At 70.5% G+C, this 25667-nt stretch carries 23 protein-coding genes; 11 read left to right on the top strand and 12 right to left on the bottom strand.

What is annotated here, in order from left to right; all coding sequences use genetic code 11:
* Nucleotides 1-44: 44 nt before the first annotated feature.
* Nucleotides 45-488, top strand: coding sequence for an SRPBCC family protein (locus IE325_RS23405; RefSeq protein ID WP_190071968.1), 444 nt, complete (start codon nucleotides 45-47; stop codon nucleotides 486-488).
* Between the two features lie 16 nt (nucleotides 489-504).
* On the opposite strand, the gene IE325_RS23400 is transcribed toward IE325_RS23405, so the two are convergent.
* The 3 genes from IE325_RS23400 to IE325_RS23390 all read right to left on the bottom strand — a co-directional run bounded on the left by IE325_RS23400 (nucleotide 505) and on the right by IE325_RS23390 (nucleotide 4635).
* Entirely contained in the window at nucleotides 505-792 is a 288-nt protein-coding gene (locus tag IE325_RS23400) for an ArsR/SmtB family transcription factor (protein ID WP_190071967.1), read from the bottom strand.
* Between the two features lie 139 nt (nucleotides 793-931).
* Nucleotides 932-2500, bottom strand: a complete 1569-nt coding sequence (locus IE325_RS23395) for a glycoside hydrolase family 53 protein (protein WP_190071966.1) — start codon at nucleotides 2498-2500, stop codon at nucleotides 932-934.
* A gap of 113 nt (nucleotides 2501-2613) precedes the next feature.
* The gene (locus tag IE325_RS23390) at nucleotides 2614-4635 is read right to left on the bottom strand and encodes a beta-galactosidase (protein WP_190071999.1); all 2022 of its coding nucleotides are present in this window, start codon (nucleotides 4633-4635) and stop codon (nucleotides 2614-2616) included.
* Nucleotides 4636-4830: 195 nt separating this feature from the next.
* Here IE325_RS23390 and IE325_RS23385 point away from each other — a divergent pair, with 195 nt between their 5' ends.
* The 6 genes from IE325_RS23385 (at nucleotide 4831) to IE325_RS23360 (ending at nucleotide 10059) form a co-directional block, all read left to right on the top strand.
* Complete coding sequence (locus tag IE325_RS23385) at nucleotides 4831-6159, top strand: ABC transporter substrate-binding protein (RefSeq protein ID WP_190071965.1); 1329 nt, start codon at nucleotides 4831-4833, stop codon at nucleotides 6157-6159.
* Complete coding sequence (locus IE325_RS23380; RefSeq protein WP_190071964.1) at nucleotides 6156-7079, top strand: carbohydrate ABC transporter permease; 924 nt, start codon at nucleotides 6156-6158, stop codon at nucleotides 7077-7079. Before IE325_RS23385 ends, IE325_RS23380 begins: the two co-directional genes overlap by 4 nt.
* Nucleotides 7076-7984: a carbohydrate ABC transporter permease gene (locus IE325_RS23375; protein ID WP_190071963.1), complete on the top strand. Its 909-nt coding sequence runs from the start codon at nucleotides 7076-7078 to the stop codon at nucleotides 7982-7984. Before IE325_RS23380 ends, IE325_RS23375 begins: the two co-directional genes overlap by 4 nt.
* Nucleotides 7981-9012, top strand: coding sequence for a LacI family DNA-binding transcriptional regulator (locus tag IE325_RS23370; RefSeq protein ID WP_190071962.1), 1032 nt, complete (start codon nucleotides 7981-7983; stop codon nucleotides 9010-9012). Before IE325_RS23375 ends, IE325_RS23370 begins: the two co-directional genes overlap by 4 nt.
* Nucleotides 9013-9232: 220 nt before the next feature.
* Nucleotides 9233-9583 (top strand): VOC family protein, encoded by a 351-nt coding sequence (locus IE325_RS23365; RefSeq protein ID WP_190071961.1) that lies wholly within the window; start codon nucleotides 9233-9235, stop codon nucleotides 9581-9583.
* 86 nt (nucleotides 9584-9669) lie between these two features.
* Nucleotides 9670-10059, top strand: coding sequence for a MarR family winged helix-turn-helix transcriptional regulator (locus IE325_RS23360; protein ID WP_190071960.1), 390 nt, complete (start codon nucleotides 9670-9672; stop codon nucleotides 10057-10059).
* Here IE325_RS23360 and pqqB read toward each other — a convergent pair.
* From pqqB to IE325_RS23340, 4 genes are all read right to left on the bottom strand, one after another.
* Entirely contained in the window at nucleotides 9974-10927 is a 954-nt protein-coding gene (gene pqqB / locus IE325_RS23355; protein WP_190071959.1) for a pyrroloquinoline quinone biosynthesis protein PqqB, read from the bottom strand. The two genes, IE325_RS23360 and pqqB, sit on opposite strands and share 86 nt — an antisense overlap.
* Before the next feature lie 201 nt (nucleotides 10928-11128).
* A complete protein-coding gene (locus IE325_RS23350) occupies nucleotides 11129-11530 on the bottom strand; it encodes an SseB family protein (protein WP_190071958.1) in 402 nt (133 codons plus the stop codon).
* A 135-nt stretch (nucleotides 11531-11665) separates the two neighbouring features.
* Nucleotides 11666-12907, bottom strand: a complete 1242-nt coding sequence (locus IE325_RS23345) for an acyl-CoA dehydrogenase family protein (RefSeq protein WP_190071957.1) — start codon at nucleotides 12905-12907, stop codon at nucleotides 11666-11668.
* A 119-nt stretch (nucleotides 12908-13026) separates the two neighbouring features.
* A complete protein-coding gene (locus tag IE325_RS23340; RefSeq protein ID WP_190071956.1) occupies nucleotides 13027-13740 on the bottom strand; it encodes a Type 1 glutamine amidotransferase-like domain-containing protein in 714 nt (237 codons plus the stop codon).
* Nucleotides 13741-13876: 136 nt separating this feature from the next.
* Between IE325_RS23340 and IE325_RS23335 the strand changes: the two genes are divergently transcribed.
* Together IE325_RS23335 and IE325_RS23330 are read left to right on the top strand one after the other, a co-directional pair.
* The gene (locus tag IE325_RS23335; RefSeq protein ID WP_190071955.1) at nucleotides 13877-15205 is read left to right on the top strand and encodes a phosphoribosyltransferase family protein; all 1329 of its coding nucleotides are present in this window, start codon (nucleotides 13877-13879) and stop codon (nucleotides 15203-15205) included.
* Between the two features lie 142 nt (nucleotides 15206-15347).
* The gene (locus tag IE325_RS23330; protein WP_190071954.1) at nucleotides 15348-16268 is read left to right on the top strand and encodes a peptidoglycan-binding domain-containing protein; all 921 of its coding nucleotides are present in this window, start codon (nucleotides 15348-15350) and stop codon (nucleotides 16266-16268) included.
* Nucleotides 16269-16281: 13 nt separating this feature from the next.
* Here the strand turns inward: IE325_RS23330 and IE325_RS23325 are convergent, their stop codons facing one another.
* The gene (locus IE325_RS23325) at nucleotides 16282-16977 is read right to left on the bottom strand and encodes a type 1 glutamine amidotransferase domain-containing protein (protein ID WP_190071953.1); all 696 of its coding nucleotides are present in this window, start codon (nucleotides 16975-16977) and stop codon (nucleotides 16282-16284) included.
* A 51-nt stretch (nucleotides 16978-17028) separates the two neighbouring features.
* Here IE325_RS23325 and IE325_RS23320 point away from each other — a divergent pair, with 51 nt between their 5' ends.
* Nucleotides 17029-17994 (top strand): LysR family transcriptional regulator, encoded by a 966-nt coding sequence (locus IE325_RS23320; protein WP_190071952.1) that lies wholly within the window; start codon nucleotides 17029-17031, stop codon nucleotides 17992-17994.
* A gap of 11 nt (nucleotides 17995-18005) precedes the next feature.
* Here IE325_RS23320 and IE325_RS23315 read toward each other — a convergent pair whose 3' ends face one another.
* Entirely contained in the window at nucleotides 18006-19217 is a 1212-nt protein-coding gene (locus tag IE325_RS23315; protein ID WP_190071951.1) for a PucR-like N-terminal domain-containing protein, read from the bottom strand.
* 255 nt (nucleotides 19218-19472) lie between these two features.
* Here IE325_RS23315 and IE325_RS23310 point away from each other — a divergent pair, with 255 nt between their 5' ends.
* The gene (locus IE325_RS23310) at nucleotides 19473-20435 is read left to right on the top strand and encodes an esterase/lipase family protein (protein WP_190071950.1); all 963 of its coding nucleotides are present in this window, start codon (nucleotides 19473-19475) and stop codon (nucleotides 20433-20435) included.
* 30 nt (nucleotides 20436-20465) lie between these two features.
* Here the strand turns inward: IE325_RS23310 and IE325_RS23305 are convergent, their stop codons facing one another.
* The 3 genes from IE325_RS23305 to IE325_RS23295 all read right to left on the bottom strand — a co-directional run bounded on the left by IE325_RS23305 (nucleotide 20466) and on the right by IE325_RS23295 (nucleotide 25597).
* Nucleotides 20466-20942: a (2Fe-2S)-binding protein gene (locus IE325_RS23305; RefSeq protein ID WP_190071949.1), complete on the bottom strand. Its 477-nt coding sequence runs from the start codon at nucleotides 20940-20942 to the stop codon at nucleotides 20466-20468.
* An 8-nt stretch (nucleotides 20943-20950) separates the two neighbouring features.
* Nucleotides 20951-23251: a molybdopterin cofactor-binding domain-containing protein gene (locus tag IE325_RS23300; RefSeq protein ID WP_190071948.1), complete on the bottom strand. Its 2301-nt coding sequence runs from the start codon at nucleotides 23249-23251 to the stop codon at nucleotides 20951-20953.
* Nucleotides 23252-23629: 378 nt separating this feature from the next.
* Nucleotides 23630-25597, bottom strand: a complete 1968-nt coding sequence (locus IE325_RS23295; RefSeq protein WP_190071947.1) for a collagenase — start codon at nucleotides 25595-25597, stop codon at nucleotides 23630-23632.
* Nucleotides 25598-25667 lie beyond the last annotated feature (70 nt).

The following is a 25667-nucleotide window of genomic DNA, read 5'->3' as shown; positions in this document are numbered from 1 at the left end:
TCAAGAGGCCTAGCCTTTTTCCGCCCGGAAGGAGCGTGGTCGGCTTGGCCCGCACCCGCCGCCTGATCCTGAGCTCGCCGTCCGAGGTCTGGAGCCTGCTGGCCGACGGGTATCGCTATGGGGAGTGGGTCACGGGGACCCAGCAGGTCCTCGCCGTGGACCGGGGCTGGCCGGAGGTGGGCGCCCGGCTGCGGGTCCGGGTCGGTTTGGGGCCGCTGACCCTGGACGACGCCGTGGTCGTCCGGATCTGCGAACCGCGACGGCGGCTGGAGCTGGAGGCGAGGGCGGAGCCCTTCGGGGCGGCGCGTATCGCGATGCGGCTGATCCCGTGGGGCGAGCACACCCTCTTCGTCATCGACTGGCATCCGCTGAAAGGTCCGGGCACCCGGATGCACGGGCTGCCCGTCGACTATGTGGTGCGGATCCGCAACGGCATGATGCTGACGAAGCTGGCGAAGATCGCGGTGCGCGAGCATCAGGTGGCGTAACTTCGGGGCGCCGCGGCTACCAGCCCTTCTCGAACATCCTCGCCACCTCGGCGATGCGCATCTCGTCCCGCCGGTAGTGCACATACGGCCCGATCCGCTTGGTGCGCAGCAGGCCGATGTTCACCAAGAGGCCGAGGTGGGTCTCGGCGGCCTCGCGCGAGACGTTGAGCTTCACCGCGATGGCGTCCGCGGTGACGCCGTCCTCGACCGGGTCGCCCGGTCCCTGGTCCGGGAAGTGCGCGACCGGGTCCTTCAGCCACTCCAGGATGTCCATGCGCCGCCGGCCGGCGGGAGTCCTCAGCATCTCGTCCTCCCTCCGTCGGGCCGCGTGCTCCCACTGTCCCGCAGGGGTGGCCGCCGTGTCCGCGACTCTTGGAGCGTTGGCCGGTACGCAGCCTCGAAGGCCCGGCCGCCGGCGTGCGGCCGGGCCCCCTCTCAGCGACTCACCGGTGGCTGAACCACGCCATCGAGGAGAGCGCCCTGTCGTCGTAGCCGAACAGGGCCTGGTTCTCCCAGCCGTTGCCGGAGGAGGCGTCGGCCGGGTCCCAGCCGTTGCCCGATACGGCGGTCCAGGTGGCCTCCCAGTAGAAGACGCCTAGGCCACGGCCGTTGGGGACGGCTTCCACGATGCTCGCCACGTCGTTCATCCACTTCGTCTGCCCGGCCACGGTGGCCGGGTAGCCGGAGACCAGCTCACCGGTGGTGTCGATCTGGTTGGTGAGCGAGTCGTCGCTGTCCAGCCGGAACGGGTAGGCCGTCTCGGCGAGGAAGACCGGCTTGCCGTAGCGGGACGCCGCGTCGTCCAGGGTCGTCTGGAAGTCGCTGAGCGAGCCGTGCCAGTAGCCGTAGTACGACAGGCCGATCGCGTCGAACTTCACGCCGTTCGCGACGGCGCTGTCGAACCACCAGCGGGTGCCGGACAGATCGCCGCCCTTGGCGAGGTGCAGCGCGACCGTGGTGGAGGAGTTGACGGCCTTGACCGCGTCGTAGCCGGAGTTGAGCAGTCCGGCGAGCTGTGACCAGTTGCTCGTGGAGCCCTCGTTCCACAGCATGCCGCCGTTGATCTCATTGCCCACCTGGACCATGTCGGCCGTGGTGCCCTGGGCCTTCAGCGCGTTCAGCACGTCGTACGTGTGGTTGTAGACGTCGCTCTTGAGCTGGCTGTACGAGTGCCCGGACCATGCGGCGGGCTTGGACTGCACGCCCGGGTCGGCCCAGGTGTCCGAGTAGTGGAAGTCGACCAGCAGTTTCATGCCGGACGCCTTGATGCGCTTGGCCAGGGCGAGGACGCGCGTCTTGTTGTTGTAGCCGTCGGCCGGGTTGACCCAGACCTTCAGGCGCGCGTAGTTCATGCCGGCGTTCTTGAGGATGGTGATCGCGTCGCCGCTCGCGCCCGAACTCGTCCTGTAGACGCCGCCCTTGGCCTCGCTCTTGGCGAGGGAGGAGATGTCGGCGCCGTGGATCGACGTTCCGGACGTGCCGGAGGCGAAGGTCAGGTCATCGACGTTGAGCCAGTTGCCCGCGTTCGCGTCACTGTTGATGCTGATCGTGCACTGGTTGGTGGTCACGTTGACCGGCACGACGATACGGATCCAGCCGCTCGCCGAGACGGGCAGATCGGTGCGCTGTTCCGCGCCGCCGCAGTTCTTCAGCGCGAGGTACGCCGAGTTCTGGCCACCGCCGGAGCGGACCCAGGCGGTGAGTTTGTAGTTCCCGTTGGTCAGCCCGGAGAGGTACTGGTAGGTCTCCACCTTGTAGGCGGAGGACGACCAGTGGGTGAGGCGGTAACTCCCGCCGTGGCCACCGGCCTCGGTGAAGGAGGCGGAGTTCTGCCCGGCGGCCGAGTACGTGGACCAGCCGGCCGGGGTCGCGGTGCCGGTGCCGTTCGACTCGAAGCCGCCGTTGGTGAGCGTGCTCGCCGCCGAGGCGGTCTGCGCGGGCAGGGCGCTGAGGGCGAGTCCGGCGGTGAGCGGTATGAGCAGGACTCGAAGTGTGCGTCTGGGATGGAACATCGTCGTCCGTCGTCCCTTCGACGTGAATGGGGTTGGGGGTGTCCCTCACCTGGGGGCGGTGAGGGGCCCCTCCGCCCGCGGCTCGCGGCACGCGCGGGCGGAGGGGAGTCGGCTCAGCCGTCGAGTCGTACGACCCGGACGGCTCCCGCGGGGACCTCCAGGCGGCCCGCGGCACGCTCACCGGTCAGCAGCTCGGTGCCGGGCGTCTCCAACGGCACCTTGGCGTCGGACGCGGTGTGGTTGATCGCGAAGAGGAAGCTGCCCGACTCGCCGGCGCGGAGCACCACCTCGACGTCCCTGGGCAGGTCGGCACGCGGTGTGACCTGCGCGTCCTCGACCGCCCAGCCCAGCAGCGCGTCGAGGCCGTCGGCGCCGAGGCGGGTGGAGACGTACCAGGCGGTGCCCTCGCCGAGGCGGTGCCGGGTGACGGCGGGGTGTCCAGCGGTCAGGCCGTCGGCGTAGGTCCAGACGGTCTCGGCGCCGCGCGGGACGACGAACTCCGTCCACACGTCGCCGCTGAGCTCGGAGCCGTCGGGGCCGGTGATGCGCACCAACTGGTCCTGGAGCAGGGGCGAGAACTCCTCGACCGTCAGACCGAGGACGTCCCGCAGCGGTCCGGGGTATGCGCCCTCGTGCACGGCGTCGTGCTCGTCGACGATGCCGGAGAAGTACGAGACGACGAGGGTGCCGCCGTTCTCGACGTACCGGCGCAGATTGCGGCCGGCCGCCTCCGTCATCAGATACAGGGCCGGTACGACGACAAGGGGATAGGCCGACAAGTCGGCTTCCGGGTGGGCGAAGTCGACCGTGAGGTGACGGTCATAGAGCGCCTCGTAGAAGGAGTCGGCGCGCTCGCGAGGGTCGTGGTCCGCGTTGGGACGCCAGTCGAGGTTCTGCGCCCACCACGAGTGCCAGTCCCACAGCATGGCCACGTCGGCCCGGGTGCGGGTGCCGCGCACGGTACTCAACGAGTCGAGGGACGCGCCGAGTTGGACCACCTCACGCCACACGCGCGTGTCGGTGCCGCCGTGCGGGAGCATCGCCGAGTGGAACTTCTCGGCGCCGCGCCGGGACTGCCGCCACTGGAAGAACATGGCGCCCTCGGAGCCGCGCGCCACATGGCCGAGGGAGTTGCGGGCCATCTGGCCGGGGGCCTTGGCGGGGTTGCGGGGCTGCCAGTTGACACCCGAGGTGGAGTGTTCTAGGAGGATCCAGGGCGCTCCTCCGGCCACCGAGCGGGTGAGGTCGGCGGCCATGGCGAGGTTGACGTGGGTGCGGCGGCCGTCGGTGATCAGATAGTGGTCGTTGGTGACGAGGTCGACCTCGCGGCCCCAGGCCCAGTAGTCGACGGAGTCGCACTGGCTGAGGGCCGTCATGAAGTTGGTGGTGACCGGGACGCCGGGTGAGACGCGGTGCAGGATGTCCCGCTCCATCACGAAGTTCTCGCGCATCGTGGCGTCGGCGAACCGCTTGTAGTCCAGGGCCTGGGCCGGGTTGACGGCCGTGGGTGTGGTGCGGGGCGGGTTGATGTCCTCGAAGGCTGCGTAGCGCTGGCCCCAGAAGGCGGTGCCCCAGGCCTCGTTGAGCGCGTCGACCGTCCCGTAGGCAGCCGCCAGCCAGCGGCGGAAGTGTGCGGCGCAGGAGTCGCAATAGCAGGCCGAGACGGGGACGCCGTACTCGTTGTGCACGTGCCACATGGCCAGCGCCGGGTGATCGCCGTAGCGTTCGGCGAGCTTGGTGGTGATCGACGCGGCGGCCGTGCGGTAGTCGGCGTTGCTGTGGCAGATGGCGGCGCGGGAGCCGAACTCGTGGCGTACGCCGTCCGCCGTGACGGGCAGGGCGTCGGGGTGGGCGCGGTAGAACCACACCGGTGGGCAGACGGTCGGTGTGCCCAGGTCGACGCGGATGCCGTGCTCGTGCAGCAGGTCGAGGAGCCGGTCCATCCAGCCGAAGTCGTACACGCCCGGTGACGGCTCCAGCAGGGCCCAGGAGAAGATCCCGACGCTCACCATCGTGACGCCGGCCTCCCGCATCAGCCGTACGTCCTCCTGCCAGACGCTTTCCGGCCACTGCTCGGGGTTGTAGTCCCCACCGAAGGCGAGCCTGGTGAGGCCCCTGGGGCTGGTCTCCGGCATGGACTCCGGCATGGATCTCTCCCGTTGAATCGATCATTTGGGAACGTGCACACACCCGATCGGCGGTGCGAGCCCAACATAACCGCACAGCAACAACCATTGACAAGTGTCCGGGATGTTTCTCTACTGTGAACGCTCACAGAAGCATGGCAGGTCTTCGCAGCGGGCGGAGACCCCAGGTCAGGGGAGAGATCCATGCCCATCACTCAGCGTCGGCGGCTCATTTTCAGAAGCGCGGCCGTCTGCGTCTCCGTCGCTCTCGGCGCGACCGCCCTCACCGCGTGCGGCTCCGAGGACGACAGCGAGGCCGAGTCCGGTCCCGTCTCGCTGACGTACTGGACCTGGACGCCCGGCATGGACAAGGTCGTCGACCTGTGGAACAAGGGCCCCGGCAAGCAGGACCAGATCACGGTCACGGTGAAGAAGCAGGCGTCCGGCGACACGCTGGTCACCAAGATCCTCACCGCACACAAGGCCGGCAAGGCGCCCGACCTGGTGCAGGCCGAGTACCAGGCGCTGCCGACGCTGGTCAGCAATGACGCGGTCGCCGACATAGCCGGTGAAGTCGGCGACGCGAAGGGCAAGTTCGCCGACGGCGTCTGGCAACAGACCACCCTGGGCACGGACGCGGTGTACGCGGTCCCGCAGGACATCGGGCCGATGATGTTCTACTACCGCGAGGACCTGTTCAAGAAGTACGGCCTGAAGGTCCCGGCCACCTGGGACGAGTTCGCCGAGACGGCCCGCGCGCTCAAGAAGAAGGCCCCGGACACCGACCTGACCACGTTCTCCGCCAATGACTCCGGCCTCTTCGCGGGCCTCGCCCAGCAGGCCGGCGCCAAGTGGTGGACGACATCCGGCGAGAAGTGGCAGGTCGGCATCGATGACGCCGCCTCCGAGAAGGTCGCGAAGTTCTGGGGCGGCCTCGTCAAGGAGGGCGCCATCGACAACCAGCCGATGTACACGCCGGCCTGGAACAAGGCGCTCAACACCGGCAAGCAGATCGCCTGGGTCTCCGCGGTGTGGGCGCCTGGCACGCTGACCACGGCCGCGCCCGACACCAAGGGCAAGTGGGCCATGGCCCCGCTCCCCCAGTGGTCCGACTCGGACGACGTCACCGGCAGCTGGGGCGGTTCCTCCACCGCGGTCACCACGGACTCCACGCACAAGGCGGCCGCCGCGAAGTTCGCCGCCTGGCTGAACACCGACGGCGACGCCCTGAACGCGCTGGCCAAGGAGGGCGGCATCTACCCGGCCTCCACGTCTGCGCAGCTCAGCGGAGCGTTCACCACGCCGCCGGACTACTTCTCCAACCAGCCCGACTTCTACAAGCAGGCCGCCGAGATCGCCGAGACCACGGCCCCGTCGGCCTGGGGCCCGAACGTGAACGTCGCCTACACGACCTTCAAGGACGCCTTCGGCAAGGCCGCCAAGGACAAGTCGGACTTCGCCGCCGCCCTGAAGTCCATGCAGGACGACACGGTCGCCGACCTGAAGAAGCAGGGCTTCGAGGTCGCCGAGTGACCAGCGCAAGCCGGAAGGCGTACGGGGTGAAGGGGGCCCCGTACGCCTTCCTCCTCCCCGCGACGACCCTCTTCCTGCTCTTCTTCGCGTTGCCCATCGGCTACGCGGTCTGGCTCAGCTTCCACAAGGTGAAGGTCTCGGGGCTCGGCCTCGGTTCCGGTGCCCGGAAGGAGGTGTGGGCCGGTCTTGAGAACTACACGGACGCCCTCGGCGACAGCGAACTGATCTCCGGCGCGCTGCGCGTGCTCGGTTACGGCTGCATCGTGGTGCCGGTGATGCTGGGCCTCGCGCTGCTGTTCGCGCTGATGCTCGACTCCGAGAAGGTGCGGCTCGCGCCCTTCACCCGGCTCGCGATCTTCCTGCCGTACGCCATCCCGGGCGTCGTGGCCGCGCTGCTCTGGGGGTTCCTCTACCTCCCCGACGTCAGCCCCTTCTACTACGTGCTGGAGAAGCTGGGCCTGCCGCAGCCGGACCTGCTGGACGGCGGCCCGCTGTATCTCGCCCTCTCCAACATCGCGGTGTGGGGCGGCACCGGCTTCAACATGATCGTCATCTACACCTCGTTGCAGGCGATTCCGGTCGAGGTGTACGCGGCGGCCAGACTGGACGGTGCCACGCCGCTGCAGATCGCGCTCAGGATCAAGATCCCGATGGTGGCGCCGTCGCTGGTGCTGACCTTCTTCTTCTCGATCATCGCCACGCTCCAGGTGTTCAACGAGCCGACCACCCTGAAGCCGCTCACCAACTCCGTGTCCACGACCTGGAGTCCGCTGATGAAGGTGTACCAGGACGCCTTCGGCAAGGGCGACATCTACGCGGCCGCCGCCCAGGCCACGATCATCGCCCTGGCGACACTGCTGCTGTCCTTCGGCTTCCTGCGAGCCGCGAACCGTCGTAACAAGCAGGAGGCAGCACGATGAGCTCCCTTGCCGTCGGCAAGGCCGAAACGGCCGCCGGCACCACACCCGGCACCGCGCAGAGCCGCCCTCCGCTGCGCCGCCGGATCGCACTGGTCCCGACGATCACGCTGCTCCTCGGCGCGCTGTACTGCCTGCTCCCCGTCGCCTGGGTGGTGATCGCGGCGACGAAGTCCGGCAGTGAACTGTTCTCCACGTTCACCTTCCTGCCGGGCTCGGGCTTCGCCGACAACCTCTCCGACCTGAGCGCCTACCGCGACGGCGTGTACTGGGAGTGGATGGGCAACTCCGCCCTGTACGCCGGTCTCGGTGCCCTGCTGTCGACGGTCGTCTCGGCGTTTAGCGGCTACGCACTGGCGATCTACCGCTTCCCGGGCCGCGAGGCGCTGTTCAACGTGCTGCTCGCGGGTGTGCTGATGCCGCCGGTCATCCTCGCCATCCCGCAGTATCTGCTGCTGGCGAAGGTCGACCTCACGGACTCCTACCTGGGCGTGCTGCTGCCCCAGCTCCTCTCGCCGTACGGCGTCTATCTCTCGCGGATCTACGCGGCCGCCGCCGTGCCGGCCGATGTGGTGGAGGCCGGGCGGATGGACGGGGCGGGCGAGTGGCGGATCTTCACGCGGGTCGCGCTGCCGATGATGGTGCCCGGCATGGTGACGGTGTTCCTGTTCCAGTTCGTGGCGATCTGGAACAACTTCCTGCTGCCGTACATCATGCTCAGCGACGACGAGAAGTTCCCGATCACGCTGGGCCTGTTCACCCTCCTCGAACAGGGCGCCAACACTCCGGCGCTGTACACGCTGGTGATCACCGGCGCGTTCCTGGCGGTGCTTCCGCTGGTGGCGCTGTTCCTGGTCATCCAGCGGTTCTGGAGCCTGGATCTGCTCTCCGGGGCCGTAAAGTCATGACCATGAGCAACACGGGGGGCCGACGCAGACCGCCGACGATCCACGACGTGGCGCGCGAGGCCGGAGTCTCACGGGGCACCGTCTCGCGGGTGCTCAACGGCGGGCACTACGTCAGCCCGACCGCCCAGGAGGCGGTCAACGCGGCGATCCGCAAGACCGGTTACGTCGTCAACCGGCATGCCCGCTCGCTGATCACGGGGCGTTCGGACTCGGTCGGCTTCCTGCTGACCGAGCCGCAGGAGAGGTTCTTCGAGGACCCCAACTTCAATGTCCTGCTCAGTGGTTGCACCCAGGCGCTGGCCGCGCACGACATCCCGCTGCTGCTGATGCTGGCGGGCACCAAGGACGAACGGCGCCGCATCACGCGGTACATCACCGCCGGTCATGTCGACGGTGTGCTGCTGGTGTCCAGCCACTCCGGTGACCGGGTCGCGGAGGAGCTGCGCGAGGCGGGCGTGCCGCTGGTGCAGTGCGGCAAGCCCATGGGGCCCGGTTCCAAGGTGAGTTATGTGGCGGCGGACGACCGGGACGGTGCCCGTGACATGGTGCGCCATCTGCTGTCGCTGGGCCGGCGGAGGATCGGCGTGGTGAGCGGTCCGCTGGACACCCCGGGCGGTGTCGATCGTCTGGCCGGTTACAAGGAGGTCCTCTCAGAGGCGGGCGTCGAGATCGACGAGCGGCTCATCGCCTCCGGCGACTACAGCCGGGCCAGCGGCGAGGCGGGCACCGAGCTGCTGCTGGAGCGGGCCCCGGACATGGACGCCCTGTTCGTGGCCTCCGACCTGATGGCACAGGGTGCCCTGGCGGCACTGCGCCGGGCCGGGCGCCGGGTGCCCGAGGACGTCGCCGTCGGCGGCTTCGACGACTCCAGCGCGGCGACCGAGGCCGACCCCGCCCTCACCACGATCCGCCAGCCCTACGACCGCATCAGCACCGAGATGGTGCGGCTGCTGCTCGCGCAGATCGGCGGGGAGGACCCGGCGGCGGTGATCCTGCCGACGGAGCTGGTGAAGCGGGAGTCGACGTGACGTCGTGAGCGGGCCCGGGGGCGCGCCGCACGGGGATCAGGCTGCCTTCGGCGCGCGCCCCTCTTTTCCCCGCCGGGGCAGCGGCTCGGCCGCGTCCGTCAGCAGGTCCCCACCGCCCGCTCCGCAACCGGTCAGGAATCGAGAAGCCGCCCGCGCTCCCCCGGCCTAGCGTGAAACCACCGACGAAAACCGTCGGCACGGATCACGCCAGGAGGACGCCATGACCGCCGGAGTCACCACGATCATCTACCCCGTCAAGGACATCGACCGGGCGAAGGCCCTGTTCAGGGCACTGCTGGACACCGAGCCGTATGCGGACGAGCCGTACTACGTCGGCTTCAAGGACGCCGGGCAGGACGTCGGCCTGGACCCCAACGGGCACTCCAAGGGCATGACCGGCCCGGTCCCCTACTGGCATGTGACCGACATCAGGGCGACCCACGCGGCCCTGCTGGGCGCGGGCGCCGAAGCGCTCCAGGACATCCACGACGTCGGCGGCGGCAGGCTGATCGCCTCCGTGAAGGACGCCGACGGCAACCTGGTCGGGCTGCTCCAGGACACGGCCGGCTGAGCCCGGTCCGCCGACCGCGCCCCGTCACTTGCGTACGCACTAATTGCACGGGCAACAAATGGCCGAATCGGTGCTACGGTGCCGATATGGGAGCGAAAACGGCCGCGGCGGGGCTCGAGGAACGCTGGCGGGACATCCTCTCCGTGCACGCGCGCGCGATGTGCGAGATCGATCGCGCCCTGCATCCGCACGGACTGGGCGCGAGCGACTTCGAGGTGCTCGACATCCTCGTGTCGGCGACGCCCGAGGAAGGCGGGCAGTGCCGGGTGCAGAACCTCGTCGGGCGGGTGCATCTCAGCCAGAGCGCGCTGTCCCGGCTGATCGGCCGGCTGGAGAAGGACGGTCTGCTGGAGCGTTCCGTCTGCGCGGAGGACCGGCGCGGGGTGTACGTCACTCTGACCCGCAAGGGGCGTGAGCTGCACGCCGAGGTTCTGCCGTTGCAGCGGGACGCGTTGGCGCGGGCGCTGGGCGCATGAGGCGAACCGCTCCCCTCCAGAGCGCGAATTCCGCCCCGTCCGGAAGGACTTCCACGCCGGCCTCCGTCACCAGCGCGCGGGCCTGTGAGGCCGGGTCGAGCAGGGGGTTGGTGTCCGCGAGGTGGGTGTAGATCCGGCGGACGTGCCGGTGGCGGGCCAGGGTGGCGAGGCTGCCGGTCGGGCCCGACACCGGTAGATGCCGGGCGGGCTCCGGTGACTCCTCAGGGGCGAAGTGCGTGCCGTCCAGGATGACGCCGTCCGCCGTCGCGACCAGGTCGTCCAGCAACGGGGACCAGGTGCTCACGCGGGGCGCGTACACGAGGACCCGCCCGGTGACCAGGTCCTCGACGCGGTACACGATCACCCAGTGGCGGTCCTTGAGCCGGGCCGGCACATACGCCGGGGCGGTCCCCGGGACGGGATGCGCCGTGACGACCAGGCCGCCGGCCAGCACGAACCCGCCCTCCGCCAGGCTGTCGGCCCACTCCCACGGGGCATGCCGGCCGAGCGCCGTCCGTGCCCGGGCCAGCGCGGCGAGCACCGGTGGGGCGGCGTACGTCTTCAGCCCCGGGGCGTCGCGCAGCACAGCGAGGCCCGCCACATGGTTGGCCTCGGCGTCGGTCAGCAGCACGCCCCGCACCGGGGTGTGCCGGGGCCCGGGCCACAGGGCGGAGGCGGCGCCGAGCTGGGTGCGGATGTCCGGCGAGGTGTTGAGCAGCCACCAGTCGCGGGAGTTGCCGGTGACGGCGGCGCATTCCGGGCCGCGGGCCGGCAGCTTGCCGTCACGGGCGGCGTCGCACCGCACACAGGCGCAGTTCCAGCGCGGGAAACCGCCTCCGGCGCCGGTGCCGAGCAGGACGACCCTCAAGACGACCCCCCCACCCTTTCGCGTCGGCCCTCCCGGTGGGATCTTCCCCCTCCATACGGCCGAACCACCCCGCGGCGGGGAGCAGTTCCGGCCGACCTTTCCCCGGTGTCCGCGACGCCACCCGCCCACGGCACGGGAAAGGGGATGAGCGGCCTCGATTCGGCCGCTCATCCCCTTCCTTTTCGAGGCCCTTTCCGGGCGCTACGGTCGCGCCAGCAGAGTCCGAACGCCATCCGAGGTCAGGGTCAGCGGGTGCGTGGAGCCGGCGTCTATGGCCAGCGCCAGGTCCTCGGCCGGCCACTGGGAGGCGAGCGCCCCCAGCGGGACCAGGCGGTAACGGGAGATGTAGGGCAGCAGCTCGGCCATCGCGGGCTCGGAGGTGAACACCGGGACGACCGGCTCACCGCCCGGCCGCTCGATGACCGGCAGCGCCACTGCGCCGGGATCGGTGGCGTCCGCCTCATCGGCGTCGTCGGGCACGGGGACGAGGACATCGCTGCTCGCGAGCATGTCCAGCGCCGCCCTGTCCTCGGTGTTGTCGGCCAGCGCGTCCAGCGCCCGCCGGGCCGGTGTGGCGGTGTAGTCCTTCGCGGGTGTGTCCATGGCAGATCCCCTGTATAGCGGCGGTAGTGCGGTCCGCCCGGAGCATGATCGCGGGGTGCTGGGCCCCGGCGCGGCCCTGCTCGCGTACCCCGATCCGGACGGGAACATTCCTCTGGCCGGGCATGGATGTGCAGGTCATGGGATCAATGGAATGTGGTCCGACGGGAGCCCGAGGCGGTCGCAGCCGACCCGGCGAGTGAGGGGCTCGGTCATGCTGGGCCCCACGTGGGTCCAGTACGTCGCCGCGTCCCGGAAGTAGCGCTGCATCCGCTCTCCGTCGCGGGCGTGTCGGGAACCGGCCGTGCGGAAGAGGGTGCTCTGGAGGACGTCCCAGGTCATACGGCCGGCGTTCAGGAACATCAGGGCCAGGCGGTTGTCCTCGGCGGTGGTGAAGGGGGCGCCGCCGGTGGCGTTGCGCCGGCAGGTCTCCATCCATTCCTCGGCGGTGCGGCGCAGCGCGGCCTCGGCCATGTGGATCACGCCGAGGGCCTCGCCCAGATGCCGCTGGTAGTCGTGGAGCGAGGCGCGGGTACGGCCTGGTTCGAGGATGAGGGGGCGCTCGGCGATGACGCGTGCGTATTCGTCGGCGGCGGCGTGGGCGGTACCGATCATGATGGCGGCCAGTTCGCCGTGGAAGAAGCTCGGCGCCCGGCCGGCGTACATGGGGTTGCCGTGCAGTGCGGAGCCGACGCTGCCGCCCTCGACGGGCAGGTCGAGAAGGCTCGCCTCGCGGGTCAGGTACGTGGGGATGCGGGCCTGCTCCATGTGGATGCTGTTGGAGCCGGTGCCGCGCAGGCCGAGCACGCCGTGCCAGTCGTCGAGCACCGTCCACACCGAACGCGGGGCGACGAACAGCACCGGTGGTCCCGGCGGGGCGCCTGGTCGGTCGGGGGCGCGCAGGGTCTGGCCGACGTAGTGGGTGGAGTAGGGGGCGCCCGAGGAGTACGGCCAGGTGCCGTCGAGGACGACATGGCCGTCGCCGTCGGGTCGGGCGACGCCGATGGGGGCGACGGTGGAGGCGGCCCGGAAGTCGCCGTCGGTGCCGAAGATCTCCTCCTGTGCCCTCTCCTCGAAGACCGACGCGACCTGGAGGACATGGGCGGCGGTGAGGGACAGGGCCCAGCCGGTGGAGGGGCAGCCGCGGGCGATCTCGGTGACCACGCGGTAGAAGACGGGCAGGCCGAACTCATATCCGCCGTACCTGCGCGGCTGCAGCATGCGGTAGAAGCCGGCGCGCAGGAAGTCGTCGTGGGTGTCCTTCGGGTAGTGCGTCAGCCGTTCCGCCTCCGGCTGGCGTTCGAGCAGCACGGGCCGCAGGTTCACGGCCCGTTCGATGATGTCGTCTTCGGTCAGTCCGGGCTCGGGAGCGTCGATCACGGTGCCTCCTGACGTGTGGGGACGTCCGTTTCATGGCGTGATGCGTGACGCGATACGAGTGATTGAACACGGCAACAGGGGTGAGGGTACCGACCGGAAATCGCCAAGTGCGGAAGGGCTCAGCGGCTGAGGGGACGACAGGGCAGCGCCCGCTCGCCCGCCTCCGCCTCCACCCGGTAGACCCGCGCCCCACGCCTCCGCGTCACCGCTTCCGTCATCCGCCCCTCGGTGAAGAGGACCCCGGTCCCGTCGTCCAGGGCCCACCCTGCGGGGAGCGCTCCGCTCGCCACCGCCGACCGGTACGAAGGGCGGCGTCCCGGTTCGCTGTCGTAGTGCGGGCAGACCGACCCGGCCAGCAGCCCCAGACCGTCCGGCAGGGCCGTCAGCGGTCCGAAGGAGTCGGTGTGCGAGGCCTCGGCCCAGCAGTTGGCGCCCGCGCTGATGCCGCAGAGCAGCGTGCCGCGGTCGTAGGCCTCGCGCAGAATCCGGTCCACGCCGTGCACCCGCCACACGGCGAGCAGGTTCGCGGTGTTGCCGCCGCCCACATAGACGACGTCCTGGGCGAGGAGATGCGCGCGGAACGCCTCGTCGCCGAGCGTCCGCTGGAACAGCGGCAGCACCGAGGGGTCGCAGGTGGGGCGGGCGCGGAAGGCGGCCAGGAACTTCTCTGCGTATGCCGGGGCGTCGCCGCTCGCGGTGGGCAGGAAGCAGATCTTGGTGGGGCCGCCGGCAGGGCGAGCGTGCGACAGAGCCCAGTCATCGAGCAGCCCGTCGCCGTCGGTGGAGAAGCCTCCGCCGAGGAGAGCCAGGCGGGGTGGGGGCAGAGCAGGCACTGGTGCGTCTCCTAGGGGTCGGGCGTCGGGGGCCCTGCTGGGCTTGCCGTTCGTCGTCTCTCGGCCGTGCTGGAACAGTCGTAGCCTGAGAAGGAAGGAAACAGGCTCCCGCCCTGATGGGCGCGGGAGGCGGTGTATGCGCTACGACGATCGCAGGGCGGCCGGGCGGCTGCTGGCCGAAGGGCTGGACGGGCTGCGTGGTCGGGACGTGCTGGTGCTGGGGTTGCCGCGCGGTGGGATGCCCGTGGCCGCGGAGGTGGCCCGGTATCTGGGTGCACCGCTCGATGTGCTGGTGGTGCGGAAGCTGGGGGTGCCCTGGCAGCCGGAGTGGGCGTTCGGGGCGATCGGCGAGCACGGGGTCCGGGTCCTCAACCGCGATGTGATCGGCGACGCCGGGCTGGACGCCGCCGAGCAGACGGCCGTGGAGGAGACCGAGCGGGCCGAACTGGAGCGGCGGGTGCGCGGTTACCGGCAGGGCCGGCCCGCGCTGCCGATCGCAGGACGCACGGCTCTCGTGGTCGACGACGGGCTCGCCACCGGCGCCACGGCCGAGGCGGCCTGTCGGGTCGTACGGGGACAGGGAGCGGCGCGTGTCGTGCTGGCCGTGCCTGTGGCACCGGTCCACAGCATCGCCCGGCTGCGGCGGGTCGCCGATGAAGTGGTCTGTCCCTCGCCTCAGGAGGTCCTCGGCTCGGTGGGCGCCTGGTACCGGGACTTCACCCAGACCGAGGACAGCGAGGTCACGGCCCTGCTCACCGGCGCCGCCCGCTCCGCACCGCACTCCCCCGCCGGGCCGCCGCGCCTGCCGAACCGTGAGGTGATGCTGCCGGCCGCCGGAGCCCGACTCGGCGCCCGGCTCGTCGTACCGGACGGCGCGCCGGCCGCCGTGGCCTTCGCGCACGGCAGCGGCAGCGGCCGGCACAGTCCGCGCAACCGCTATGTCGCCACCGCCCTCAACCGCGCCGGACTGGCCACCCTGCTGCTCGACCTGCTCACCGACGACGAGGCGCACGACCGGCACAACGTCTTCGACATCCTTCTGCTGGCCCGGCGCCTGCACGCCGCGTCCGTGTGGCTGCGCGGTGAAATCGGGCTGCCCGTCGCCTACTTCGGGGCGAGTACCGGTGCCGCGGCCGCGCTGGAGGCCGCCGCGCTGTCCGGCTCCGGCATCATCTCGCTCGTCTCCAGGGGCGGCCGCCCCGACCTCGCCACTCCGGCGGCGCTGACCCACGTGAGGGCGCCGACGCTGCTCATCGTCGGCAGCCTTGACGCCCAGGTGCTCAGCCTCAACCGCCTTGCCGCCGACCGGATGCACTGCGAGCACCGGATCGCCGTAGTCCCGGGCGCCACGCACCTCTTCGAGGAACCGGGCACGCTCACCACGGTCGCCGAACTGGCCCGCGACTGGTTCACCGCCCACCTCGACCGGCCCACGGCCGGTTCCCCGCCCCGGCGTTCGGCCTGAGCCCGCTGCCGTACCCGTACGTCTGGTTTCGGACAGCCGGAAGGGCTGGTTCCGACAACCTCCCGACAACCTCCGGGGTGATGGAGATTGAGTGTTGAACTTATGCCTAAACTCTGGATCCTGCATGGAGAGGGACCCCTACGTGAGCGAACCGAACGGCCCCGTCTGCCCGGAGTGCGGCACACCCCGGGCATCCGACGGAACCCCCGCCTGCGCCTGCGCGCGCCGCGCCTCCGACGCCCGTCGCGACGCGCGCGCGGCGGAGCGGGCAGCCGCGGAGGACTTCGATCCGGTGCGGATACGGCGGTTCGTGGAACTCGGCGACGACGCCGGGGCGGACCGGAACGGGGACGGGGACGGGGACGCCCAGGAGACAAGGGACTTGGCGGACCCGGACGCCGACGCCCCGCCCGCACTCCCGCCCTCCGCACGGACGACGCCCGACGAGCCACCACCCGTCGACACGGTCGACCCTCGCAGCAAGCGACGCCGCACCCTGCTGATCACCGGCGCCGGCGCCACCCTGGCCGTCCTGCTCACGGGAGCGTTCCTGGGCGGGCTGTTCACTTATGACAGCCCGTCACGGGGCGGCGCCGTCTCCGACGACATACGGGAACCCATCCCGGAAGGTTCGGCCGAGGACGGCACCGCTCCCGAGGGCCAGTCCTCGGGCACGGCCTCCGCCTCCCCGTCCCGGAGCGAATCGCCCTCACCCAGCACGACGGCCGGCGACAGCCCCGCCGCCACCCCGAGCGCCCCTGCCACCCCCACCGCGACCCCGTCCAGCGCGGCGCCCACCACCAGCACCGCCCCCGAGCCGAGCGCCCCGGAGGGCGAGCCCCCGGTGCTACGCCTCGGCGACCAGGGACCGGAAGTCACCGAACTCCAGCTGCGCCTGAACCAGATCGGCCTCTACGCCGGGGACGCGGACGGCACCTACGACCGCCAGGTCGAGAGCGCCGTGAGCACATACCAGTTCACCCGCGTCATCCTCAGCGACGAGTCCGGCGTCTACGGCAGGGCGACCCGCACCGCACTCGAGTCCGAGACCTCAGAGCCGTAACGGAACCCGTGCCTCAGCCCAGCTTCTTCAGCAGTTCGACGGCCAGAGGCGCGGAGGACGCCGGGTTCTGACCGGTGACCAGATTGCGGTCGACCACGACGTTCGGAACCCACGGCTCGCCCTCCTGGACCAGTACGCCCGCCTCGGTGAGCCGGTCCTGAAGCAGCCACTTGGCCTTGCCGGCGAGGCCGCCGAGGGTCTCCTCGGTGTTGGTGAACGCGGCCACCCGGTAACCGGCGAAGGAGTTGACGCCATCGGCCCCGGTGGCGGCGAGCAGCGCGGCGGGGCCATGGCAGACGACGCCCAGCGGCTTGCCGGAGTTCAGGGCCCCGGTCAGCAGGCTGCCGGAGTCGGCGTCGACCGCCAGGTCCTCCATCGGGCCGTGACCGCCGGGGTAGAACACGGCGGCGTAGTCATCGAGACGCACGTCCTCCAACCGGACCGGTTCCCGCAGCTCCGTCATCGCTTCGAGCACGGCGGCGACGCGGTCGGCGTTCTCCTGACCGCCGTTGGCCCCGGCCGCGAGGCTGCCCTGGTCGACGGGCGGTACGACACCACCGGGCGTGGCCACGACGACCTCGTGACCGGCGGCCTTGAACGCCTCGTAGGGTGCGGCGGCCTCCTCGGCCCAGAAGCCGGTGGGGTGCTTGGTGCCGTCGGCCAGGGTCCACTGGTCGGCACCGGTCATCACGAAAAGAATCTTGGACATGGGGACGACCGTACGCCCGCCATGCCATTGAAATCCAATAGCCTCTTGGATATGAGACATAGGAATTCCAATAATGAGGAGGTGGAGGGACCCCGCACCCCACTCGCCGCCGCACCCCCGGTCGACCTGAACCTCCTCCGCACCTTCCTCGCCGTCTACCGCACCGGTTCCTTCACCGCCGCCGCCCGCCTGCTGAGCCTGTCCCAGCCGACGGTCACCACACAGATCCGCACCCTGGAGCGGCAGCTGGACCGGGAGCTGTTCCAGCGTCTGGCGCGCGGCGTCGCCCCCGCCCCCTACGCGGACGAGCTGGCCGCCCGGGTCGTGGAGCCGCTGGACGCCCTCGCCACCGTCACGGGGCCGGGCGGCTCCCCGGACGTCCAGGCGGAGCCGGTGCACCTCGCCGGTCCGGCCGAGCTGCTGACCGTGCGTGTCATGCCCGCCCTCGCCCCGCTGGTCGACCGGGGCGTACGGCTGCGTATCACGCCGGGTCTGACCGAACCGCTCCTTGAGGAGCTGCGGGCGGGCCGCCACGACCTGGTGCTGTCGACGTACCGGCCGCGCGGTCGCGCGCTGACCTCGGTGCCGATGGCGGACGAGGAGTTCGTGCTGGTCACGGGGCCGGACTGGGCGGAGCGCATCGGCGGTCCGGCGCGGATCGCTGCCGACGGGCCCGCCGCGCTGCACGGTGTGCCACTGGTCGCCTACGCCGAGGACCTGCCGATCGTGCGCCGTTACTGGCGTCATGTCTTCGGCCGACGGCTCGTACGTCACCCGGCGGTGACCATGCCCGACCTGAACGCGGTGAAGGCGGCGGTGGCGGGTGGCACGGGGTTCAGCGTGCTCCCCCGCTATCTCTGCACCGCAGAGCTGGCCTCGGGCGCGCTGGTCCTGCTGCACGACCCGGACGATCCGCCGATCAACACCGGGTTCCTCGTCCAACGCCCGGGCTCGTCCGGCAACCCCCATGTCGCCCTCGTCCGCGACCACCTCCTGGAGATCGCCCGCGACTGGTGATTCACAGCGATTCACCCTGCATCGGCACGCAACGCATGCGTCCGCAGGGCCAGCAACGCCTCGAAGCGGAACCTCGGATCGCCGAGCCGATCACCGAACAACGCCTCCAGCTGACGTAGCCGCTTACGAGCCGTCTGCGGATGGATGCCCAGCGCCTGGGCGACCTCGGGAGCCGTACGTCCCCATGACATCAGCAGCGCGTCCAGGGGCTCGGCGAGCCGGGCGGCCCGTCCCTGGGGCAGGTCGGCGAAGACGCCCAGCACCCGGCGGCCGAGCAACTGGCCGATGGGGGCGCCCCGGAGGAGGTGCAGCTCCGCCAACTCGTCGTCGACGCGCAGGAAGACACCGTCGTCGTGTTCCGGCGGCAGCTCAGCGCGCCGGTCGATGGCGAGGCGGGCGCACTGGAGGGACAGCCACGCCTCGTGCGGGGGTACGGCCGGGCCGACGACGGCGACACGGCCCCGGGCGGCGTCCCGCACCCGGTCGATGAGGTCGCTCGTGTCCGGTTCGGGCACGACCAGGACGAGGTCGCTGCCCCGGCCGAGGGAGAGCAGTTCGCCGTCCGCACCGGGCACCGAGAAGCGCCCCGCCGAACGCACCACCACACTCGCGACGGCGTCCGGCAGCGCCCAGTGGGCCCGCTCGGCCAACGGTCCCAGCGGCGCGCGCTCCTGCCCTCGCGGTGGTTCCAGCAGCCGCTCGACCAGCGCGCGGCGGGCACGCTTCACATCGCCCTCCGAGCGCAGCTGCGCCGCGAGGAATCCTTTCACCGCCTCATTGGACAGGGCGTTGATATGGACCAGCACGGCTTCGTGCAGGGTCAGCACCGTCTGCGGCGGCAGCGACGCCTCCTGCACGAACTCGGCGTAGCGCCGGCTCCCGACGCGTGCGCCGACCCGGAAGGCGGCCTGGAGGGCGTCCGTCGTACGGCCGTTGAGGAACTCGATGCGGCCGAGGTGCCGGATGTGGTGGAGGTGATGGTCCTGGGCGCTGTCGGGGTGCTCGATCAGCTCCGCGAACTGCAGCACGGCGCGACGGATCGACTCGACCAGGTCGCGGCCGACGGCGGATTCGAGCGGACGGCGGTAGGCGGGCACCTCCTCGCGGATCGCCCGGGTCATATCGGCGACGATGTGCTCCGTCCGGGAGCGGATCAGCGCGGCCAGCACCGGGGGCAGCTCGTGCCAGGGCTGACGCGTGAACGTCTTGGCCTGTGCCGTCATCGCGGTCGCTCCGTCCCGGGCGATGGGTGAGGGGTGATGGCTGGGGAGACTGCCGCTGGTGAGGCACAGCGCGGCAAAGGTGTCACGCCCATGACATCTTTCCCGTCTCCCTCCGCGGCTCTCCTGGTCGCCCCCCGCGGGCGACGCGAGTGTGGATCCGACGTTACGCGTCAGTAGCTTCCGTGTCTCGCCGTTGTGACCAGGCCGCACGGATCCCGCTGCCGCTCCCCACGAGCAGTCGGAGGAACCCTCCCCATGCGCACCCGCACCCACCGGCGCACCCCACGCCGTCGCCTGGTGACCTCGTCGCTGGCCGCGTTCGCCGTGGCCGTCTGTATCGGCGTGATCGGCGTCGACCGCTCCCGGGCGACCCCGGACCCGACCGATGCCGAGTCAGTCTCGGTGGCCGATCAGACCGGCCCGCCCCAGGACGACTTCGCGTCGGCGTTCGCATACTCCCTGGCCCACCCGACGGCCTCGCCCACGGGCGCCAACGACTTCACCTGCCGCCCCGGCGCCGCCCATCCGCGCCCCGTCGTCCTCGTGCACGGCACCCTGGAGAACCGCTACGACAACTGGGCGTCCCTGGCACCGAAGCTCAAGGAGGCCGGGTACTGCGTCTTCGCCCTCAACCACGGCGGCAGTTCAGGCCCGCTCCTCGGCACCGAGGACATGGCCGCGTCGGCCCGCCAGTTGGCGGACTTCATCGACCGGGTGCGGGCCGCGACCGGCGCCGCGAAGGTCGACCTCGTCGGGCACTCGCAGGGCGGCATGATGCCGCGTCACTACCTCAAGCATCTCGGCGGCGCCGCGAAGGTCGACAAGCTCATCGCCCTCACCCCGTCCAACCACGGCACCACGTTCTCGGGCCTGGGCCTCCTCGCCCTGGTGATCCCCGGCGGCAACGCGGTGCTCGGAGCGGGCTGCAAGGCATGCAGCCAGCAGCTCATCGGCTCGGACTTCCTCAAGGACCTCAACACCGGCGCCGAGACCGACCCGGGCGTCACGTACACGGTGATCACCACCCGGTACGACGAGGTCGTCACCCCGTACACCTCGGCCTATCTCGACGCCGCCCCGAACGTCACCAACATCAAGCTCCAGGACGTGTGCCCCGCCGAGTTCACCGACCACGTCGCCATCAGCTACAACGACGTGGCCACACGGCTCGTGTTCAACGCCCTGGATCCGGCTCACGCACAGCGCCCCACCTGCTGATGCCATGTGCCCCGTGGCCACGGGGCACATTCAGTACTTCTTCGCGCCCGCCACGATCGCCTCGCGGATGCGGTGGTACGTCCCGCATCGGCAGACGTTGCGGATCTCGTCGAGGTCGGCCTCGCTGATCTCGCGGCCCTCCTCACGGGCCTGGCGGACCTTGGCGACGGCGGTCATGATCTGGCCGGGCTGGCAGTAGCCGCACTGGGCGACGTCGTACTCCAGCCAGGCCTCCTGCATCGGGTGCAGTTCGCTGCCGACCGTGGCGGGCAGGCCCTCGATGGTGGTGACCTCGTCGGTGGGGCGCAGGTCCTTCACGGGGACCGAACAGGGGTTGAACGCCTTGCCGTTGATGTGGCTCGTACAGGCCTGGCAGACGCCGAGCCCGCAGCCGTACTTCGGTCCGGTGACGCCCAGGACGTCCCGCAGCACCCACAGCAGCCGTACGTCGTCCTCGATGTCCACGGTCACGGACTCGCCGTTGAGGATGAAGGTGTGTTCGGGCACGGGGGCTCCTAGAAGGCGCGGTTCAGGCCGTCGACGGGGGACGCGGGGATCGGCGGGGAGGTGGGCAACGGTTCGAAGTGGAGCGGGTCGGCGTGGTTGAGGGGGAAGGTCGTCGGCATCTTCCCGGTCGCGCGTCCGTAGGCGCAGGCGACGGCCGCCATCGCGCCCGCGACCGCCAACTCGCCCGCACCACCGGGCGTTTCAGTGGTCGGCGGCATCACGATGATCTCCAGCTCGGGCGGGGTGTTCCACTGCCGGGTGTAGAAGTAGTTGTCCCAGCTGCCCTCCTGGAAATGCCCGTCGGTCAGATGCAGTCCGGAGCTGAGGGTGATCGCGATGCCGTCCATGATGCCGCCCATCATCTGGGCCTGAAGGCCGCGCGGGTTCACCGCAAGACCGACGTCCACGGCACACACGACTTTCATCACCCGGGGTCCCGTATACGCGTCGGGAATCTCGCGTCCGGTCGTCTCCGGGCGGCAGTCGATCTCGGCGAGGACGGCGACGTACGCGTGGTACTCGGGATGCAGCGCGATGCCCTGCGCCGTCCCGGCCGGCATGCTCCGGCCCCACTCCCCCGCCTCGGCGACCTTGTCGAGGACGGCCCGTGCCCGCTCGTCCTTGAGGAAGGAGCGGCGGAACTGGTACGGGTCCTTGCCCATGCGCTTGGCCAGCTCGTCCACCACCAGCTCCTGCGCGCAGCGCACGTTGGGCGAGTAGATGTTGCGCATGGAGCCGGTGTTGAAGCGCTTGTCGGTCTCGCTGAGGAGCTGGGTGGCGACGCCGAAGCGGTAGGGAGTCTGCTGGGTCAGGGTGAAGATCGTCTCGGAGAAGGTGAGGTCACCGACGGGCAGTCGGGCGGCCTCGGCGGTGATGATCTCGCCGACGCCGTGGCCGAAGTCGGTGGCCACGGAGGTGTGGCGCTGGTCGTAGGTGAGCACCTGGCCGAGCGCGTAGGTGGCGCGTACGCGGGAGGTGGACATGGGGTGGGTGCGGCCCTGCCGGAAGTCGTCGGTGCGGTGCCACATCAGCCTGACCGGCTTGCCCATCGCGCGTGAGATCTCGGCGGCCTCGCCGGCGGCGTCGTGGAACAGCTTGCGACCGAAGGAGCCGCCGCCCTCCGTCACATGGACCTTGACAGCGCTCACGGGGAGGCCGAGCCTGAGGGCGATCTCCTCCTGGGCGACGATCGGAGACTTCAGGCTCGCCCAGATCTCGGCCGAGTCCTCGCGTACGTCGGCGACTGCGCAGTTGGTCTCCAGGGCGCTGTTGCTGGCGAAGTGGAAGGTGAAGCGGGCGTCGACCGACTTGGTGAGCAAGTCGAGGCCGGGGAGCGGGAGTTCGGCCCGGCGCAGTTCGGCGCGGATGCTTTCGTCGGAGGCGTCCTCGGCGGTTCCTGGTCCCCAGGTGACTTCGAGTGCCCGTACGGCATCGATGCACTGCCCGAAGGTACGACCGCGCACGGCGACCCCGCTCGACACGCGGACGATGTCGGTGATGCCGGGCATGGCCCGCACCGCGTCCAGGTTCGCCACCTCGCGGACGGTGCCGTTGATCGTGGGCGGCCGGCACACCATCGTCGGCAGCGCGTCCGGCACCCGTACGTCCATGGCGAACTTCTTGCGGCCGGTGACGGCCTCCAGCGCGTCGATGCGTCGCCGGGCGGTGCCGATCACCTTGAAGTCAGCCGGTTCCTTGAGGGTGACGGCGACCTGGCCGGTGGTCATCGAGGCGGCCTTCGCGGCGAGTTCGCCGTAGGTGAGGCTCTTGCCGGTCACGGTCGAGACGATGACCCCCGCCTTCGCGGTGAGGGTGCCGAGGGCCTCTCCCAGTTCGAGTGCGGCTGCCTTCAGCAGGCGGCCCCGGGCCACGGCGGCGGCGACGCGGATCGGGGTGTAGGTGGAGATGGTGGTGTTCGAGCCACCCGTGATCTGGTTGAACAGCAGCTCGGGGCGGGCGTCGGCGAGGGTGACGTGGATCTTCTCCAGCGGGAGGTCGAGTTCCTCGGCGATCAGCATGGCGCTGGAGGTGGTGATGCCCTGGCCGACCTCGGCGCGCGGCAGGGCGAAGGAGGCGGTTCCGTCGCTGTCGAGCCGGATGGTGATCAGGTTCGCCGTGGGGAGCGCGGCGTGGGTGAGCATGTCGTTGAGGTCGTAGATCTCGGCAGGGCCGGGCAGGGAAGGGACTGCCGCGGCGGCCTCACCCTCGCCGAGCGGTGCGGCGACCGTCAGTGTCGAGGCGGCGACCACATAGCCCAGGAACCGGCGTCGGCTGACGCCCTCGGTGGATAGCGGGTCCTTGGCTCCCATCGGCTGACCTCCCGGTGAAACGTGCGTGCGGCCGTGCTGACTGTGCACGGCCCGCACGCGTTCCGGAAGATCCTTGCGGCGCTTCGACACGCAACGCCCACAACCCGCGTCACCTGTGAAGCGCGCCGACTGTCTGGCGATCACGCTGCTCGGCTCCGGGACCCGGCTGGTGATCCTGGCCCCGAGGGACCACCGCGGAGACGATGACGGGCGCGATGGGCTGGTTCAGCGCCCTCGAGCGGCACCGCACGGGCGTCCTCCTCGGTCCGCGGAGTGTGCTGGAGGGCGACTTCATCGGCGCCCGTCCTGGCCCACGCACATCTGCGGGGGCGCGGGCCAGGACGGGCACTCACGGTCGATCCGCGCTGGGAAAGCTGATCAACGTGCAGATACCCGAGACGACTCTCGACTGACGCCCGGCGTCGCCGTCGCCGCACACGCGCCGGCGGCGCACGCCGTCAGCCACTCGTCGAAATCGGCGTCGTAACGGGTGCCGATGTCACGGGTGTAGACGTCGTAGCCGCCTGCGTAGTCACCGACGCGGAAGCGGGCCAGCATGCGGTGCACGTCGGCCGGGTGCTTCTCGAACATGTAGCGCGCGGCGAGATAGCCCCACGCGTAGGTGCGGGTCACATCGCTGTTGGTGTACGTGTTCTGGAACAGGGTGCTCAGCCGGTACGTGTGCCTGCCCGCCTCCGTGACGGCCTGGTCGTAGGTGATACGGCGGTAGCCGTAGGAGACGTACTCGGCCACGCCCTCGATCCACCACACGTCCGGCACCGAGGTCTGCTGGGCGAAGTCGCCCTTCATGTCGAAGCGGGCGTCCAGGTAGTGCATGTACTCGTGGTTGAGGTTCCAGATGCGGGCGGCGTGACCGTCGTCCCCGCTCTTCTGGTACATCACCGAGTAGGGCCGGTTGGCGGGGTCGGCAGGATCCCCGATCATGGTCATGCCGCCGTTGTCCGTGTCGATGCCGAAGATCGCCCCGGCGTACGTCCGGTAGTCCTCGCGGCCGGCGAAGACGACGAGGTCGACGGTCGACAGATACTGGCCCGGGATGGGCCCGTCGTCCCTGACCAGGTCGTGGACGTACGCGTCCTGGCCCAGCACGCTCGCACAGGCCGCGTCGAGGTCGGCCGCGGTGAGGGACTGGGCCCGGATCGTGCGAGTGGCGTCACAGTGGTGGGTGATCGGCAGGACGGCCCGGGTGAGTTGGCCGGCCAGGTCGCAGACGCCGTAGTAGGAGCAGTTGGCGGCGTCGTAGGCGTCGGCCTGCAGCGCCACGGCCACCCACAGTCCAGCGGTGGGGCCAGTGATCCGGCTGCTGTCCAGCAGGTGCTTGGCCAGAGGGCGCGCCGTGGCCCGCAGGGCCGGGTGCTCGACGTAACGGCCCACGTTCATCCCGGCGTTGGAGGTGAGGTAGGAGCGGTCGGTGCCGAGCAGGTCGAGGTGGTCCAGCGCGAAGGAGTGCAGGGTGCGGACGACGGACGGGTCGGCGGTGACCGCCCTGACGTAGTCCGGGTTCCAGTTGCCGCGCCACAGCGGGGTGTAGACGGAGTTGACGGCCGCCAGCATGCTCGGGACGGAGTCGTAGGAGCGGTCGTAGGCCTTCAATATCCGCTGGTAGACCCGGAGATAGCGGGCCTGCCGGTCGGCGCTGTCGGTGAGGATGACGACCTCGCCGAGCACATCGCCGTTGGCGGCGGTGACATCGCCCGAGTGCGGACGGGCGAAGAAGGTGTCCAGGCCGCGGACAGTGTGTCCGGCCAGGACCTTGCCGTACGGGCCGACGTCGTCCGGGTGGTTGAACTGCACGTAGTACCCGGCCCTCAGGAACAGGACGAGCTGCCACACGCCCTTGGAGTTGTCGCCGTTGTAGGTGGCCGCCGTGCGGGTGAACGCCTGGGCGATCGTGACCATTTGGGACTCACGGAAGACGGCGCGAGCGTCCGTGCCGGTCACCCCGAACAGGGTGTTGACACAGCCCGTGGTCGAGGCCTTGACGAACGCGACGAGCGCGGCGCCGGTCCTGCCGCCGAAGTCACCGGGTATGCAGGGCGCCGCCCGCAGGCCGGGCTCGGTGCGGGGTTGGGGCGGGACGCGCGTCGGTGTCAGCGGCGGCACGTGAGCCGGGGAGAGTGGCCGGTCCTGTACGGCGGGACGGGTGGCGGTGTTGCGGGTCGGGCCGGCCGGGGGCGGGGCTGCCGTCGCGCGGGGCGTGACCGCGGCGGGCTCGGCCCTGGTCGGGGGTGCCGCGAACGCCGGGGCCGCCAGCAGGGCGGAGAGGGTGACTGCGGCGGCGAAGGCGGATGTCATGCGTCTGGGCAGCACGAAGCTGTAGCGCATCTGGATTCCTCCACGAACGGATGCGCCTCGATGTGGGGTGCTGAGGCGTGTGAGGCACTGTCTCAACGGC

Origin of the sequence: Streptomyces lanatus (assembly GCF_014655715.1) — a bacterium.
Classification (GTDB): domain Bacteria; phylum Actinomycetota; class Actinomycetes; order Streptomycetales; family Streptomycetaceae; genus Streptomyces; species Streptomyces lanatus.
Note: the sequence above shows the minus strand (reverse complement) of the source record. Positions and strands in the feature narration are given on the sequence as shown.

Bases quoted from the DNA above. Each gene is read 5' to 3' on its own strand.
- IE325_RS23300 (WP_190071948.1), bottom strand. From the start codon at position 23,251: ATGGGAGCCAAGGACCCGCTATCCACCGAGGGCGTCAGCCGACGCCGG.
- IE325_RS23320 (WP_190071952.1), top strand. From the start codon at position 17,029: ATGAGACATAGGAATTCCAATAATGAGGAGGTGGAGGGACCCCGCACC.
- IE325_RS23350 (WP_190071958.1), bottom strand. From the start codon at position 11,530: ATGGACACACCCGCGAAGGACTACACCGCCACACCGGCCCGGCGGGCG.
- IE325_RS23385 (WP_190071965.1), top strand. From the start codon at position 4,831: ATGCCCATCACTCAGCGTCGGCGGCTCATTTTCAGAAGCGCGGCCGTC.
- IE325_RS23395 (WP_190071966.1), bottom strand. From the start codon at position 2,500: ATGTTCCATCCCAGACGCACACTTCGAGTCCTGCTCATACCGCTCACC.
- IE325_RS23400 (WP_190071967.1), bottom strand. From the start codon at position 792: ATGCTGAGGACTCCCGCCGGCCGGCGGCGCATGGACATCCTGGAGTGG.
- IE325_RS23295 (WP_190071947.1), bottom strand. From the start codon at position 25,597: ATGCGCTACAGCTTCGTGCTGCCCAGACGCATGACATCCGCCTTCGCC.
- IE325_RS23370 (WP_190071962.1), top strand. From the start codon at position 7,981: ATGACCATGAGCAACACGGGGGGCCGACGCAGACCGCCGACGATCCAC.
- IE325_RS23325 (WP_190071953.1), bottom strand. From the start codon at position 16,977: ATGTCCAAGATTCTTTTCGTGATGACCGGTGCCGACCAGTGGACCCTG.
- IE325_RS23375 (WP_190071963.1), top strand. From the start codon at position 7,076: ATGAGCTCCCTTGCCGTCGGCAAGGCCGAAACGGCCGCCGGCACCACA.
- IE325_RS23360 (WP_190071960.1), top strand. From the start codon at position 9,670: ATGGGAGCGAAAACGGCCGCGGCGGGGCTCGAGGAACGCTGGCGGGAC.
- IE325_RS23335 (WP_190071955.1), top strand. From the start codon at position 13,877: ATGCGCTACGACGATCGCAGGGCGGCCGGGCGGCTGCTGGCCGAAGGG.
- IE325_RS23310 (WP_190071950.1), top strand. From the start codon at position 19,473: ATGCGCACCCGCACCCACCGGCGCACCCCACGCCGTCGCCTGGTGACC.
- IE325_RS23390 (WP_190071999.1), bottom strand. From the start codon at position 4,635: ATGCCGGAGACCAGCCCCAGGGGCCTCACCAGGCTCGCCTTCGGTGGG.
- IE325_RS23365 (WP_190071961.1), top strand. From the start codon at position 9,233: ATGACCGCCGGAGTCACCACGATCATCTACCCCGTCAAGGACATCGAC.
- IE325_RS23315 (WP_190071951.1), bottom strand. From the start codon at position 19,217: ATGACGGCACAGGCCAAGACGTTCACGCGTCAGCCCTGGCACGAGCTG.